The sequence below is a fragment of the Sphingomonas sp. genome (genome assembly GCF_045810705.1).
In the GTDB taxonomy this organism is placed as follows: Bacteria; Pseudomonadota; Alphaproteobacteria; order Sphingomonadales; family Sphingomonadaceae; genus Sphingomicrobium.
Genome location: NZ_JBJMVI010000011.1, coordinates 33,455 through 48,878, shown reverse-complemented (window position 1 = coordinate 48,878; position 15,424 = coordinate 33,455). Strand labels below are relative to the sequence as shown.

The 15,424-nt window shown below is 64.3% G+C and carries 10 protein-coding genes; 2 read left to right on the top strand and 8 right to left on the bottom strand.

All coding sequences use genetic code 11. The annotated features are described in order from the left end of the window. Complete coding sequence (locus ACJ8FR_RS05590) at window positions 1–1,437, bottom strand: aldehyde dehydrogenase family protein (protein WP_407827635.1); 1,437 nt, start codon at window positions 1,435–1,437, stop codon at window positions 1–3. Continuing rightward, window positions 1,437–2,579 carry a fumarylacetoacetate hydrolase family protein gene (locus tag ACJ8FR_RS05585; protein WP_407827634.1) on the bottom strand — a complete coding sequence of 381 codons (1,143 nt, stop codon included), beginning with the start codon at window positions 2,577–2,579 and terminating at the stop codon, window positions 1,437–1,439. Before ACJ8FR_RS05585 ends, ACJ8FR_RS05590 begins: the two co-directional genes overlap by 1 nt. A gap of 111 nt (window positions 2,580–2,690) precedes the next feature. Between ACJ8FR_RS05585 and ACJ8FR_RS05580 the strand changes: the two genes are divergently transcribed. Beyond that, the gene (locus tag ACJ8FR_RS05580) at window positions 2,691–4,925 is read left to right on the top strand and encodes a beta-glucosidase (RefSeq protein WP_407827633.1); all 2,235 of its coding nucleotides are present in this window, start codon (window positions 2,691–2,693) and stop codon (window positions 4,923–4,925) included. On the opposite strand, the gene ACJ8FR_RS05575 is transcribed toward ACJ8FR_RS05580, so the two are convergent. The 3 genes from ACJ8FR_RS05575 to ACJ8FR_RS05565 are packed head-to-tail and all read right to left on the bottom strand — an operon-like array spanning window position 4,849 to window position 10,381. Then, window positions 4,849–5,868: an oxidoreductase gene (locus ACJ8FR_RS05575; protein ID WP_407827632.1), complete on the bottom strand. Its 1,020-nt coding sequence runs from the start codon at window positions 5,866–5,868 to the stop codon at window positions 4,849–4,851. The genes ACJ8FR_RS05580 and ACJ8FR_RS05575 overlap by 77 nt on opposite strands. Window positions 5,869–5,885: 17 nt before the next feature. Beyond that, window positions 5,886–8,750: a TIM-barrel domain-containing protein gene (locus ACJ8FR_RS05570; protein WP_407827631.1), complete on the bottom strand. Its 2,865-nt coding sequence runs from the start codon at window positions 8,748–8,750 to the stop codon at window positions 5,886–5,888. Next, complete coding sequence (locus ACJ8FR_RS05565; RefSeq protein WP_407827630.1) at window positions 8,747–10,381, bottom strand: DUF5597 domain-containing protein; 1,635 nt, start codon at window positions 10,379–10,381, stop codon at window positions 8,747–8,749. Before ACJ8FR_RS05565 ends, ACJ8FR_RS05570 begins: the two co-directional genes overlap by 4 nt. A gap of 53 nt (window positions 10,382–10,434) precedes the next feature. On the opposite strand from ACJ8FR_RS05565, the gene ACJ8FR_RS05560 reads away from it, so the two are divergent. Further along, complete coding sequence (locus tag ACJ8FR_RS05560; RefSeq protein ID WP_407827629.1) at window positions 10,435–11,439, top strand: glycoside hydrolase family 5 protein; 1,005 nt, start codon at window positions 10,435–10,437, stop codon at window positions 11,437–11,439. Between the two features lie 4 nt (window positions 11,440–11,443). On the opposite strand, the gene ACJ8FR_RS05555 is transcribed toward ACJ8FR_RS05560, so the two are convergent. From ACJ8FR_RS05555 to ACJ8FR_RS05545, 3 genes are all read right to left on the bottom strand, one after another. Beyond that, complete coding sequence (locus tag ACJ8FR_RS05555) at window positions 11,444–12,547, bottom strand: 6-phosphofructokinase (protein ID WP_407827628.1); 1,104 nt, start codon at window positions 12,545–12,547, stop codon at window positions 11,444–11,446. A 143-nt stretch (window positions 12,548–12,690) separates the two neighbouring features. Continuing rightward, window positions 12,691–13,662 (bottom strand): glucokinase, encoded by a 972-nt coding sequence (gene glk, locus ACJ8FR_RS05550; RefSeq protein ID WP_407827627.1) that lies wholly within the window; start codon window positions 13,660–13,662, stop codon window positions 12,691–12,693. A 72-nt stretch (window positions 13,663–13,734) separates the two neighbouring features. Beyond that, the gene (locus ACJ8FR_RS05545; RefSeq protein ID WP_407827626.1) at window positions 13,735–15,162 is read right to left on the bottom strand and encodes a mannose-1-phosphate guanylyltransferase/mannose-6-phosphate isomerase; all 1,428 of its coding nucleotides are present in this window, start codon (window positions 15,160–15,162) and stop codon (window positions 13,735–13,737) included. Window positions 15,163–15,424 lie beyond the last annotated feature (262 nt).

The window sequence follows — 15,424 nt, the reverse complement described above, 5'->3', positions numbered from 1 at the left end:
TCAGCTCCAGATGTAGGCGGTCTTGGTCTGCGAATAGAATTCGACGGCGGCGAAGCCCTGCTCGCGCGCGCCATAGCTCGACTTGCGCGTGCCGCCGAATGGCACGTGGTAGTCGACACCCGCGGTCGGCAGGTTGATCATGACCATTCCGGCCCGAATGTTGCGCCGGAAATGCCGCGCATACTTCAGGGAACCGGTGACAATTCCGGCCGAAAGCCCGAACTGACCGCGGTTGGCGATGTCCAGCGCTTCTTCATAGTCGCGCACCTTCACCGTGCTGGCGACCGGGCCGAACACTTCCTCGCAATTGATGCGCTGCGCGGGCTGGGTGTCGGCGACGACCGTCGGCGCCATGTACCAACCGCGCTTGTCGAGCGTCAGCGGTTCGCCGCCCGTCAGCACCCTGCCCCCCTCATTGCGGGCAATCTCGACGTAATGTAGGTTTTGCTCGAGCTGCTGCTCGCTGACCGCCGGCCCGATCTGCGTCTGCGGATCGAGCGCATCGCCGACGCGCAGCGACCGCGCCTTTTCCGCCAGCGCCTCGACAAAGCGGTCGTGAATGCCTTCGGTTACAATGATCCGCGATGATGCCGTGCAGCGCTGGCCGGTGCCATAAAACGCGCCGTCGATCGCGCACATGACGGCGCGGTCGATGTCCGCATCGTCGAGTACGACGAGCGGGTTCTTGCCGCCCATTTCGAGCTGGACTCGCGCCTGGCGCTTAGCGGCGCCTTCGGCGACCGATGCGCCGACCGACTGCGAACCCGTGAATGAAATGCCATCGATGCCGGCGTGGTTGACGATTGCACGGCCAACGTCGCCTTCGCCTATCACCAGGTTGAAAACGCCTGGGGGAACACCGGCCTCGATCAGGATTTCGGCGAATGCATGAGCGATCGCCGGCGTCGGAGTCGCCGGTTTCAGCACTACCGTGTTGCCGAAGGCGAGGGCAGGAGCGCTCTTCCACGCGGGGATGGCGATCGGGAAATTCCAGGGGGTAATCAGGCCGAACACGCCGACGGGTTCGCGGTACGTCTCGACGTCGATTCCCGGACGAGTCGATTCCAGTGTCTGCCCATGCCGGCGGAGCGCTTCGCCCGCGAAATATTTGCAGATGCGCGCCGCGCGCATCACTTCGCCCGTGCCTTCGGGGAGGGTCTTACCCTCTTCGCGCGACAGCAACGTGCCGAGCTCCTTGGCGCGGTTCATGATCAGCGACCCGGCCTTGTCGAGCACGTCGGAGCGGACTTCCGGCGACGCTTCAGACCAGGCGGGGGAGGCCGAGCGCGCCGCGTCGACCGCGCGGTCGACCTCCGCGGCTCCGCCCTTGGGATAGCGCGCGACGACGTCGTCGAGGTTGGAAGGATTCAGACTCTGTCCGGACGACTCGCCGCCGACCTTTTCTCCGTTGATCAGATGGCTCAGGGCCTCGAGCATCAGGCGTTCTCCATCGCCCCGGTTAGCAGCCCCCGTGCCGCAAGATTGCGCATTAGCGCCCTGGTCCCGAAGGTCCACGCCGGCGCGTCGCGCGACGTCACGACGGTGTTGGCCAGCGTGCCCAGTTTCGGTGTCGAAATCCGGACTTCGTCGCCCACCTTGTGGGTGAACCCGCGCCCCGGCTCGTCGCGGTCCTGCGTCGGGGCGAACAGGGTGCCCAGGAACAGCACGAAGCCGTCCGGATAATGGTGTTCGCTCATCGCCTGGCGAACCAGCTCCTCGGGGTCGCGGCTGATCTCACTCATCCGGCTTTGCCCTCGCAGCGAGAAGCCGTCGGGGCCGGATATTTCGAGCTCGACCACCGCCGAACGTACGTCATCGATCGTGAAGCCCTCGTCGAACAGCCGGATGAAAGGGCCGATCGCGCACGAAGCATTATTGTCCTTGGCCTTGCTGAGAAGGAGGGCGCTGCGCCCTTCGAAGTCGCGCAAGTTGACGTCATTGCCAAGCGTCGCGCCGCGGATATCGCCCTCGTCGTTGACGGCCAGCACGACCTCGGGCTCGGGATTGTTCCAGGTGGAGTCCGAACGAACGCCGATCTCGGCGCCCCAGCCGACGCTCGCCAGCGGCGCGGTCTTGGTGAAGATTTCCGCGTCGGGCCCGATCGCGACTTCCAGGTATTGCGACCATAGGCCCTCCTCGATGAGCAAGTCCTTGAGCCGCGCGGCCGCGTCGCTGCCCGGGACGACCGAGCGGATTCCGCCGCCGATCCGCTCTTCGAGCTTGTCGCGGAACGAGCCCGCGAGCCGATAATCGCCGCGTGCACGCTCCTCGATCACGCGCTCGATCGCCGACACCGCGAACGTAACGCCGGCGGCCTTCACCGCCTGAAGGTCGACTGGCGCGAGAATCCGCTCGGGCGGAAAGCGATCGAGCTCATCGATGGCGAAGAGCCGCTCACCAGCGACTCCGGCCGGGTCGGGAAGGTCCAGCAGATCGGCGATGGTCGGAGCGACCCGCGAGATGTCTTCGACCGCGCCGCCGCGGATCAGCACGGGCGTTGGACCGGCATCGAGTAGCAACCGCCCAGCAAGCATCGCGCGGGCAACGTCGACGGGCAGCATGGCGGCTGTGAACTGCATCAAGAGCGATGAACCCAAGTGTTCATGGTAGCGCTACCAATCAGCGCTCGCAGCTATTAGTGTCAAGCTTGTATGTGGGCACGCCGGCATGAATTCCCAGGGGAGAGCGCAATGCATCGCAGGTATCGGATTCGCATCGCAGTGTTGATGGCGTGCGCCGCGCCAGCGGTTGCCTCAGCGGCCCCGCCTGGCCCGGGCGAGCGCGCAGAAGCGGTCGTCAGCAAGATGACGCTCGATGAAAAGCTCCAGCTGACCTTCGGCTATTTCGCAACCGACTGGCAGGGAAAACATCCCCCGGCGGGCGTACGCTATGGGTCGGCGGGATTCGTTCCGGGAATTCCGCGCCTGGGGATCACGCCGCAGTGGGAAACGGATGCGGGCGTCGGGGTCGCGACGCAAGGCGGCGCGCAGCAAAAGCGCGAGCGCACCGCGCTCCCGTCGGGAATTGCAACAGCGGCGACCTGGAACCCGGAGCTCGCGTTCAAAGGCGGCCGGATGATTGGCGCCGAGGCGCGCGCGTCGGGCTTCAACGTGATGCTCGCCGGCGGCGTCGACCTCGCGCGCGACCCACGCAATGGGCGCAACTTCGAATATGCCGGCGAAGACCCGTTGCTTGCTGGAACGATCGTCGGGTCGGAAATCGCCGGCATCCAGTCCAACCACGTCATTTCGACGACCAAGCATTATGCGCTGAACGACCTCGAGACCGGGCGCAAAGGCCACGATGTCCGGATCGACCATAGCGCGGCACGGATGTCGGACCTACTCGCGTTCCAGTTCGCGATCGAACGCGGCAACCCCGGGTCGGTCATGTGCTCGTACAACAAGGTCGACGGCGATTTTGCCTGTGAGAACAGCTGGCTGCTCAATGACGTGCTCAAGCGGGACCTCGGCTTTCGCGGCTACGTCATGTCCGACTGGGGCGCGGTCCACAGCACCGTCAAGGCGACGCTCAACGGGCTGGACCAGCAGTCGGGCTGGCCGTTTGACGAGCAGCCTTATTTCCGCGAGCCGATGAAGGCCGCCATTGCCGCGGGTCAGGTGCCGCAGGCCCGGATCGACGACATGGCCCAGCGCGTCCTTTGGGCGCTCTATTCCACTGGCGCTGCGGATGACCCCGTCAACGAGAACGGCCCAACCGACTTCGCCGCGCACGAAGCGGTCAGCCAGGCGGACGCCGAACAGGGCATCGTGCTGCTCAAGAACGAGGGCGGCCTGCTTCCGCTCGGCCCGAACGTACGCAGGATCGTCCTGATTGGCGGCCATGCGGACAAGGGCGTGCTCGCGGGCAGCGGTTCCTCGCTGGTCTATCCGCGGGGCGGCAATGCCGTGCCGGGTTTGCTGCCGACCGGCTGGCCAGGGCCGGTGATGTATTACCCGTCCTCGCCGCTCGCAGCGCTCAAGACAGCGGCACCGAACGCCCCGATCATTTTCGTGGATGGCGCCGATCCTGCCGCCGCGGCAGTTGCCGCGCGCGCGGCCGACGTCGCGATCGTCTTCGCGACCCAATGGTCGAGCGAGTCGATCGACGTGCCAATGTCGCTCGACGGTAACCAGGATGCCTTGATCGATGCCGTCGCTGCCGCCAATCCCAGGACCGCGGTGGTCCTGGAAACCAACGCGGGCGTGGCAATGCCCTGGGCCGGACGCGTCGCCGCGGTCGTCGAGGCCTGGTATCCGGGAAGAGCCGGCGGAACAGCCATTGCCAACGTGCTTACCGGGCGCGTCAACCCGTCCGGCCATTTGCCGGTGACATTCTACCAAAGCGAGGCGCAACTCCCTCGACCCGTGCGGCCCGGCGGCAAGTCCGAGATGGACGAGTTCACCATCGATTATTCGGAAGGCGCCGCAGTTGGCTACAAGTGGATCGACCGGCAGAAGCTGCAGCCCTTGTTCCCGTTCGGTCACGGGCTCAGCTACACCCGCTTCGGTTACGGCCCGATGCGAGCGGCCGCCGGCACCGCAGACAAGCTTCGGGTCCACTTCAACCTCAGCAACACCGGCAAGCGCCGCGGGATGGCCGTCGGGCAGGTCTATGCGGCGAGTGTTGCCGGCGGATGGGAAGCGCCCAAGCGCCTTGTCGGGTTCGCCAAGGTGGACCTCGCACCGGGTCAGTCCAAGGCCGTCGACCTCGACGTCGATCCGCGGCTGCTGGCGACATTCGACGAGACGGCCCATGTGTGGCGCATCGCCGCCGGCGAATATCGCCTGATGCTGGGAGCGTCTTCCGCCGATCTTCGAAGCAATGCCTCGGTCGCATTGCCGGCAGTCACCCTGCCGGCGAACTGGCGGCCGGGAGTTGCAGGCGCCGTCCCCGCTTCGACGCCGACCGAGCGAGGCGAATGAGATCGAGCCCGATGCGGGCGTCACCGGCTAGGACGGGCACCGGCGCTCCGTCGAGGATCGCAGCGGCAAGGCCGTCGTAGAAGGCGGGGTAATTGCCGCGCCTGGATCGCACCGGCTCGCTGCTGCCATCCGGCGCGACGATCACTCCGTCATTGGAATCGATGCCGAATGCCGGATCGCTCGGATCCATTCCTGACTTGAGTTGCGCTTCCTGCGGGTCGAGCCCGTGCTTTATGAATGAGCCGCCGGTCCCGTGGATGGCGAATCGCGGCCGAGGCGCGGCGACAAGCGTCGACGACCGCAGGCACACGCGGCGCGCGCCATAGTGAAGCGTCACGTCGAAATAATCGTCGACCAGCGCGCCTTTTCGCTGCGTCAAAATGTCCGCGTCGATTGCGTCCGGCATGCCGAACAGTTGCAGCGCCTGGTCGATCAGGTGCGGGGCGAGATCATTGAAGAGGCCCGCGCCGGGCCCGGCGTCTTCGCGCCAGCCCATCTTGATCTCGGGCCGAAAACGATCCCAGTTCGCTTCGAAGAGCAGCACGTCGCCGAGTTGTGGAAGAATGTCGCGAACCGTCAGGAAGTCCGCGTCCCAGCGCCGGTTGTGGAAGACGCTGAGGACGCGCTTTCGCTCGGCCGCAATGCGGATGAGTTCGTCGGCCTCGTCGACTATTGCCGTGAAGGGTTTGTCGACGACCACGTGCCGCCCAGCCTCAAGTGCCTGTTTGGCTAATGGGAAATGCGTCGCGTTGGGCGACGCGATGACGATCAGGTCGGAGCATGCGATCAACTCGGGCATCGAGCCGACTCGATCCGGCGCGCCGCGTGAGCTCAGGATGGCGGCCAGCTGCAAGCGATCGCAGGCCCGGATCAGCGGCGCGTGGAAGGCCGACCCGGCGAGCCCGTAGCCAACCAATCCCACTCGAATGATGTCGCGCGCCATCGGCTTCAGACCCGCCTTTAGCGCATCCGGACGGTGATCGGCGCGCCCGTGTAGGTAATCGTCGCGTCCGAAGCGTCGAGGTTCAGCGGCGTGCCGGGCCGGACCCAGCGCACCTTGATCACGCGTGTGCCCGCCATGCCCCGATAGCTGCCCTGCCGCGGGCCGATTGTCAGGGTCTTGCGACGCTCATTCCAAGCGAATGGAATACGCGAATATTGGCCGTGCAGATACTGGCGGCTGACGTCATCGTCCTCGTAGAGCGAAAAGCCGCCGTCGGCGCCGGTGTAGACATTCACCGTCAGCGGCGAATGCGTGTCGTTTCCTGTGAACTGAATCGCAGGCCCGGTCGGGACGATCGATCCGGCGCGCACGAACAGCGGCATGCGCTCATAGGGCGCAGCAGCGTCGATCATCCGCCCGCCCGCAATCTTACTCCCGGTGTAGAAATCGACCCAGCTTGCGCCGGCGGGAAGGTAGACCTTGCGGCTGCGGGCCTTGTAGTCGGTCACTGGCGCGACGAGGAATGCGGGCCCGAACATATATTCGTCGCCGATATTCCAGCTGCGCTTGTCGCCGGCGAAATCCAGCACCAGGCCGCGCATGATCGTGCCGTCCTTGAAATAGGTGTCGGCGCCGAGCGTGTAGGTGTAGGGCATCAAGCGGTAACGCAGCTTGTCATACCAGACCATCGACCGATAAGTCGGCGAACCTTCGGGCGACATTTCGAAAATCTCGCGGTGGATGTTTTCGCCGTGGCTGCGGAAAATCGGCGAGAAGGCGCCGAACTGGAACCAGCGGGTGTTGAGCTCGCGCCATTCGTCCAAGTCTGCGGCATTCGGTTTGAGGAACCGATCCTCCATCGTGTAGCCGCCGATGTCGTGGCTCCAGTTGGGGATACCCGACATGGAAAAGTTGATCCCGGCGGAGATCTGCTCGCGCAGATTGTCCCAGCGCGACGCGACGTCCCCCGACCAGATCGCGGCGCCGGCGCGCTGGATGCCGCCGAAGCCGGAGCGCGTGAGAATGAACGGGCGAACATCGGGCCGATAAGCGATCATATGGTCGTAGACGCCCTCGACATGCTCGAGCGGGTAGGCATTGAAGAAGGCGGCGCCGGGGCCGAGCGCGGTCGGGCTCATCCGCCGCTGGCGCTCGGCGACCGACAGATTGGAGTGGAAGTCGGGCTCGTCGGAATCGAGCCACCAGGCGTCGAAACCCTTGCTTCCGATGCCCTCGATCACTTGCCGCGAATAGATATGCTTCGCCCGGGTGTTATACGGGTCGTAGAAGGCGTTGGCATAGCCCTTGCCGATCCAGTCGCGATACATGCCGTGGATGTAGTTGGGGTCGTCGACCGGCTCGTCGCGCCGCGGCGTGACCATGTTGCGGTAGATCCCGCCGACCGCGTCGAGCTCCCTGTAGTTGGCGGTGCCCGGATAGAATTTCGCCCACACCGAGATCATCACGTGAGCGCCGCTGCGATGCACCTCATCGACCATCGCCCTGGGATCGGGGAAGCGTGACGCGTCGAAGCACTGGCAGCCCCACTGGTCTTCTGGCCAATAGTCCCAGTCCTGCACGATATTATCGAGCGGCAGCCCGCGCTTCCGATACTCGCGAAGGAGGGAAAGCAGCTGGTCCTGGGTCTCGTAGCGCTGGCGGCTCTGCCAGAAGCCATAGGCCCATTTGGGCATGATCGGCGCCTTGCCGGTGAGCTGGCGGTAGCCGCCGATCACCTCGTCGATGCTGCGGCCGCCGACGAAATAATAATCGACCGCGTGGCCGAAATCGGACGACAAAGTTAGCGTATGGCGATCGGCGTCGGGGCGCGGGTCCCTGTGGAGCAGCGCGATATAGCCGCCGTTCGGTTCCCACTCGAGCCGCACTTCGTGGCGCTTCCCGCCGGTCAGCTCGACGTCGGCATTATGATACCAGGGGTTCCAGTTCTGCCGCCAGCGATCGAGCAACTTGCGCCGGTCGACGAACAATTTCGCATAGCTCGACGAATAAAGGCGGAAGCGGTGCAGGCCGGTTGCTGCGGGGACAATTGTGCCGGTCCACGTCACCTTCAGCCCTGGGACCGTGCTGCTGTTGTCCGGCGCGCGCGTGCCGGCCGGCCAGTCTTTCCGGTTCTCGAGATATTGGAGATCGACCGCGGGTTCCTGTCGTTCGGCGATGACCCGGCCATTGACTGTGTAGGTCGCCGTCCATCCGGCAGCGCCGTCCTTGCCGGTGACCTTCAGCCCGTCCCCGGAGGCGCCGGCGAGCGGGTAGGGGACGGGGTCGCCGAAGCGGGTGATCGAATCATTGTCCCACAACAGCCCGTAATTCCGCGTCGAGACCACGAACGGGATCGCGACGTCCATGTTGTGCTGGGCAAGCTCGACGTCCTCGCCGTTGTAATTCATCTGGCCGAACTGGTGCTGGCCGAGGCCGTAGAACCCTTCGTTCGTGCCGCGATTGAATTGCTGCCGGATGGCGAGGAACGGCACGCCCTCGGAGCTCGTCGGCGTAAACAGCGGTGCGCCGCTTTCGGCAAGCACGACGCGCCCGTCGGCGTCCCTGAAGCTCACGCGCCCAGTCCGCAGATCGACGGTCGCAGCCGCCTTGGCCGTTTTGAGCGTTACATTTCCTGGCGCTTCGCTGAATGAAAGCGCGGCCGAGGGCTGCGCAACGACCATCAGGCTATGCGTGAGGTCCAAATCTTTGGTCGGAGCCTCGGTGACCCGGATGATCCCATCGCCATAGACCTGCAGCCGCACGATCGAGTCCGGTCGCCGCGCAGGCACGACGATGATTCCCGTGTCGGTGCGCTGGTAGGTCTGCGAGCCAGCCGCGCTGCTCACCGCGACGAGAGCAAGCGTGAGACGTCGAAGCTTCATCGATAGCTTCCCAGCCGGACCTTGAGCAAAGTCGGCGTCGTGAGGTTGAGGCCGTAATCGACCTGATCGCCATTCCACCGGCGCTGCATCACCCAGCGGCCATCCTCGAACCTGCCTTCCTCGACATCCAGGAATTGCGAGTTCTCGCCGGGTTGGGGTCGATCCAGCGAAAAGGCGAGCCGAACGTCCGACCCGGCGACGAGAAGTTCATCGGGCCCAAGCTGAATGATTGCGGCGCCCCCGACCGGTCGGTCCTTGTTGGGAGACGCCGCGGTTCCCGCGCGCTCGCGCTGGCCGAACTGCCACAAGCCATACATGGCCATGACCTTCCATCGCCCCAGCACCGCGGTCTGATCGGACGCATCGTCTGGCTTGGCGAAACCGGCAGTCGGGTGCTCGAACGAAAGCCTGGCCCAGTCCCGCGCCATTGGTGCGAGCAAGGCGAACTTCGCCGCGAATTCTTCGAGCGTCTCCCCGTTGAGTTGCTTGGCGCCGAGCGGGAAGTTGAAGTAGCCGGTGGCGTCCATGCCGAACGGCGACCAGCCGATCGCGCCATTGCCGAGCGTCAGCCAGAAAAAGCGGGCGAACTGCACGTCGTTGCCGGTTTCGGGAATAAGCAGCGGATTGTCGGGCCGGCGATAGTGCTCGATGTACTTGGCGTATTTGCGCTGGTCGGCGGTATAGATGTCCGGCGCTTCGATATCGACGTGCGGTGCCGCGACCTTCCAGATGTCGATCACGTTCCAATTGGGTCCGCCGCTTGCTCCGAACTGGACACCCTCGAGATTGAACGGGTCGGTCAGAGACGCATTGACATACATCGGCAGGTCGAGCTGCGCCTTGCCCGCAACCGCGATCTGATCGACATAGCGTGCGACGTGCCAGGCGTTGAATGCCTGATCCGCCGTCGGCCCGAATGCTTGCGACCAGGTGCCCCTCTTGCCGACGCGCCGCGACAGCTCGGGCGGAATCGCTTGAGCAAAGAGGCGCTGCGCAGTCGGTGAGAAATCGCGCGGGATGCCGTAGCTTCCAGTCTCATTCTCGACCTGCATCATGATGACCGTGTGTTGTGGGTCGGCCACTCGCAGGTGTGCCATCAGCGCCGCGAATGCGTGGCTGTCGGCGTCGAGCGTCGCCGGGCCATGCGCCGACAGCACGAAATGTGTCGTCCCGTCCGGCTTCACTTCGCGGGGAAAGCGGCGCGTGTCCGTCTTCACCCATTCGGGTGCATATTGCGGGTTGGTATTCTTCCACGTCCCGAACCAGAGCAGCACCAGCCGCACCTCGTTCTGCCGCGCCTGCGCGAGCAACGTGTCGACCCAGGAGAAATTGAACCGCCCTTCCTGCGGCTCGATTTGCTCCCACGCGACCGGGATCTCGAAGGTGTTGGCGTGAAGCTGGCGGATCACGGGCCAGACCTGTGGGAGCACCGCGGGATAGTTGCTGCTGTTGTTGACCTGGGCTCCGAGGATCAGGAACGGCGCGCCGTCCACCATGAGCGCGTGCCTTCCGCCACGCTCGACCAAATGCGGCAATGATTGCCCATGAAGCGGCGCGTTGGCCAGCCCCGCAAGGCCAAGCAGCAGGCAAGTCAGACGCCCCACGATTCTCGGCACCAAGGCGATTTGCATTGAGCTGTGGTAGCGCTACCAAACGAACAGCGCCAGATTGCGGGAGAGGTTGGATGTGGAAGGCATTTTTGGCTGTCGTCGTGGCCCTTTGGGCATCGGCAGCGGCGGCAAAACCCTCGACTGTCCTCCAGTCGCCCTTCCACCGCGGCGTCAACGTGCTCGGCTACGATCCCTACTGGAACGACGAGAGCAAGCGCCGCTTCGAGTGGCGCCATTTCACGGAGATCCGCCGCGGCGGCTTCGATTTCGTGCGCCTGAACCTGCAGGCGTTCAAGCATATGGATGCCCAGAACAAGCTCGAACCGGCCTGGCTGGCCAAGCTCGACGAGGTTGTCAGCCGTGCCCGGGCGGCGGGTCTCGGGATCATCATTGACGAGCATGATTTCGACGTATGTTCGACGGACGTAGATGGCTGCCGCACCAAGCTGTCGGCATTTTGGCAGCAGGTCGCGCCGCGCTTTGCACGGGCTCCGCGCAACGTCGCCTTCGAGTTGCTGAATGAGCCGCACGACAAATTGAACGGCGAGCCGTGGAATGTGCTGTTTGCGCACGAGCTGGCGATCGTTCGCAAGAGCAACCCAACGCGGATCGTGGTGGTGGGGCCGAGCCATTGGAACAGCCTCAAGGACCTGCCGCTGCTGAGGCTTCCGAATGACGCCAACCTGCTCGTGACGTTCCATTATTACGAGCCGTTCCACTTTACGCACCAGGGGGCAGGCTGGGTCGAGGAAACCAAGAACCTCCACGGCATCACCTGGGGCAGCGAGAAAGATCGAGCGGCGCTGGCTAGCGACTTCAACGAGGTCGCCGCCTGGTCGGCCGCCAACCACAGGCCGATCCTGCTCGGCGAGTTCGGTGCCTATGACAAGAGCGGGACGCCGACCGATCTGCGGGTGGCCTATACGTCGGCCGTGCGCTGTCAGGCCGAACGGCGTGGTTTCGGCTGGGCCTATTGGCAGTTCGACAGCGACTTCATCGCCTGGGACATGAAGGCCAACGCCTGGGTCCGGCCGATCAAGGATGCATTGATTCCGCCGCGCTCAGGCGGGGGGTGTTAGCAGCCTAGTAGAGAAACATCGGCATGCCCTGGATCCGTTGCAGCTTCGCCCGGTAAAGCGTCGGATCGTAGAGAGCGTCCACGTCAACGAACTTGCTGCCTTGCTCCAACGTGTCGATCGGCATGTGGTCGTAGTTCCCCCCGGTCAACGCGACCATTCGCCCGGTTTCGCCACGGGACAGGAGTTGGACGGCGAGAGCACCGAACGCGAGACCAACCATCCTGTCCACGGCGTCTGGCTCGCCGGCGCGCATCAGGTAAGCAAGCTCCTGAACCACTGTCCCGAACCCAAGCTTCGCTTTGATGTGCTGCGCAAGTCTGCGGCTGACGCTCACCTCCTCGCGATCGCTGCCGGGGAGGGACCGGTCGGCCTGTCCGTTGCGCTCGTCCCCGGCGATCGTCGCGCCTTCGGAGATCACGCACATGGCATAGCCGGCGCCGCTTTCGGACTTGTCCCTGGCCAGCAGCGGCAGCAGCACATCGAGGTCGACGGGAACCTCGGCGATGATCGTGCGATCGACCTGCGCCAGGAAGCCGGCGAGCAGCGCCGTTTCCCCGCTGCGCCTGCCGAACAGCTCAACAATCCCGATTCTCTCATGACTTTCGACGGTCGTGCGGAGCGAGTTGATCGCTTCGACCGAGCGGCTGACAGCCGTCGAAAAGCCGATCGAATAGTCCGTCCCGAACACGTCATTGTCCATCGTCTTGGGAATCGAGACGATGGGAAACCCCCGGCGCGACAAATGTGCCGAGAAGCGAAGAGTCCCGTCTCCGCCCAGGGTGATCAGTGCGTCCACGCCCAACGCTTCGAGCACCTCCAGAACATGATCCGTCCGGTCCGCAGTTCCGATGGTTCGCGGGTCAAGTCTCGACGTATGAAGGATGGTGCCGCCCAAGCGGTGGATGTCGCGCACCGATTCCCGCGTCAACGGTCGGGAATTATAGTCGACCGAGGCAAGATCGGCCGGGTCGATGTCCAACACGCCCTGCCAGCCGCGCTTGAACCCGAGCACTTCCCAGCCAAGGTCGGTAGCCGACATGGTGATCGAGCGGATGCATGGATTAAGGCCGGGCACATCGCCGCCGCCCGTGAGGATTCCTAGTTTCATCCGACCCCGCTTATCTTCTGGCCCGATTGAGCAGAAGGATTAATTGGCGATGTATTGACCGAAGCTGGGCCGGCCCTCGGATTCAGCATTTTCGGTTCTTTGGCTATAGCTCGTCAGGCTCGATCGTCCGACAGAGCGCGACATCAGGGGAATTCTCGGGCGAAGGCCACCGCGGCCCCGAGCAACCCCGGCTCGGCACTAGTGATGAGCTTCACCGGCGTTGCTGCAAGGCGGCGCTCGAAACGGCCCTTCGCGGCAAAGCGGTTCGGAAATCCGGAGCTTCCCAATCGATGGCTGAGGCGCCTGCCGACACCGCCGCCGATCACGACCGCCGAGGCGCCGTGCGCAAGCGCCAGGTCTCCGGCGACGGCACCCATGCACATGCAAAACCGGTCGAGCGCGATGGCCGCGAGTTGATCGGTCTGGTCGAGCGCCATCGACCACAATGTCGCCTCATCGCGAGTTAAGTCGCTTCGACCCTCCAGCTTGCCCAGGACTTCATAGATGTTGACCAGGCCCGGCCCCGAGACGAGCCGCTCGACCGACACTCGACCGAATTTCTTTCTCAACTCTGCGACGATGCTGTCTTCAAGGGAATCAAGCGGCGCGAAATCGATGTGCCCGCCCTCCGTCTCGATCACGTGATAATCTTGTCCGCCTCCGCGCACGAGCAAGGCTGCGCCGAGCCCGGTTCCAGGACCAACGATCGTGATCACGCCGGTTGTCGGCAACGGCTCATCCGGGCCGGTGATGTGTAGGAGCCCTGCGTGGTCAATGGCAGAGACCGCGTGCGCTACTGCGGCGAAGTCGTTGATCAGCACAAGCGAGCTGAGTTGAAGCTGCGAGACGATTTGTGCGCGGCTGAGCCGCCAATGGCTATTCGTCAGCGAGAATTCATCGTTGGCGACCGGAGCCGCTACGGCGAGCGAAAGCCTGTCGGGAAGCTTCGTTCCGGAACGCTCTTCGAAGGCATCCCAGGCGCGTTCAAAACTCACGAACTCGGCCGTTTTCAAGGTGACCGGATCGCCGAGCCCAACGATCTGTCCGCGATCGATCGTCGCAATTGCAAATCGCGCGTGGGTTCCACCGATGTCGGCCGTAACGATCTGGTCCATCAAGTCTCCCGTGCGGGTCCGCTCAGCTTTGGGCGAACCATTTTAAAATGGTCTCTGCTCCGCTGAGGCGGCTCAGCCGTTCTTGCCATGCGGCTCGCCAGCTCGCCCGTATTGATCGTCAAACCGGACAATATCGTCTTCGCCGAGATATGGGCCGCATTGGATCTCGACCAGCTCGAGCGGCACTTTGCCCGGGTTGGCGAGCCGGTGGCGGGTGCCGGCCGGTATGTGGGTCGACTGGTTTTCCTGGAGGATCGAGACCGTCTCGCCAACGGTCACTTGCGCCGAGCCGCGCACGACCACCCAATGCTCGGATCGGTGGAAGTGCATCTGGAGCGACAGCGTCTCGCCCGGATCGACGATGATGTGCTTGACCTGGAAGCGCGGGCCGTCGCCGATCGTCTCGTATGAGCCCCACGGCCGAGCCACCTTGGGGGGCGTCAGGACGCAATCGCGCTCCTCGCGCTGGAGACCGGCGACGAGTTCCTTGACCTCCGACACACGGTCCATCGGCGCGACGAACACCGCGTCGCGCACCGCGATCACGGCCATGCGGTCGAGCCCGACCGTCGCGATCATCGCCTGACCGTCCGAACGCAGCAGCGAATTGCGCGTGTCGAGCGCGACCACGTCACCGTGAATCGCGTTGCCCTCGGTGTCCTTGGGACTAAGCTTCCACACCGCGTCCCATGCGCCGACGTCGGACCATTGCATCTCGACCGGCACGACGATGCCGCGCGCGGTCTTCTCCATTACGCCATGGTCGATCGAGATATTGTCGGCCTCGGCGAACGCCGCGGCCGCCGGGCGGACGAACAGCCCGTCGATACGCGCCTCCTTGACCGCCCTCAGGATCGCCTCGAGGCTCGCGGGCAGAAATTCGCGCATCTCGTCGAGCAGGGTGGATGGCTTCATCAGGAAAATGCCCGAGTTCCAGAAGAAGCGGCCGCTCTCGACATATTCGGCCGCCTTCGCCGCGCTGGGCTTTTCGACAAACCTGGCGATCGGGGAAGCGCCGTCCGGGAAGGATTGGGACGTGTCGGCTTCGATGTAGCCATATTGGGTGTTCGGTTCGGTCGGCCTGGCGCCAAAGGTGACGATCGCGCCATTCTCGGCATGCGGGATGGCGATTGCCACGGCGGCCATGAACGCGTCGGCGTCGCCGATCACATGATCCGAAGGCATGACGAGCATGAGCTCGTCGCGCCCGCTGGCGTCGAGCCACGCCGCGGCGAGCGCCGCCGCCGCCGAGGTATTGCGCGCAGCCGGCTCGAGGAGGATCGCGTCGACGGGGGCGGCGACAGCCTCGAGTTGGCGTTTGATGAAGAAACGCTGCTCTTCGCCGCTGACGATAAGCGCCGGACCGAAGACTTTCGCCGGCAGCCGCGCCGCGGTCTGCTGGAGCAAGGACTGATCGCCGATCAAAGGCAGCAGCTGCTTGGGAAACAGCTGCCGCGAGACCGGCCACAGGCGCGTCCCCGCGCCGCCACACAGGATCACTGGACGAACGATTTAGCCCCTCCCGAGAAGATGTTACGGCCGGTCTGGCCAGCGGGTGATCTATCGCACGCCGCCAGCCACCGCAACGAACCGCGGTGGATCACCGCTGTTCGTTTACTTTACGTTTAATTCGATAGGCTCGGAGCGAACCGTTTATCCACAGTTTCCTTCCAGTAGAAAGTGCGTCTGGTCGGCGTCCAGAACGGTCTATCGTAAACAAATATTAACTATCTCGCCCCAACGTCCGCCAAGGTGCAAATAG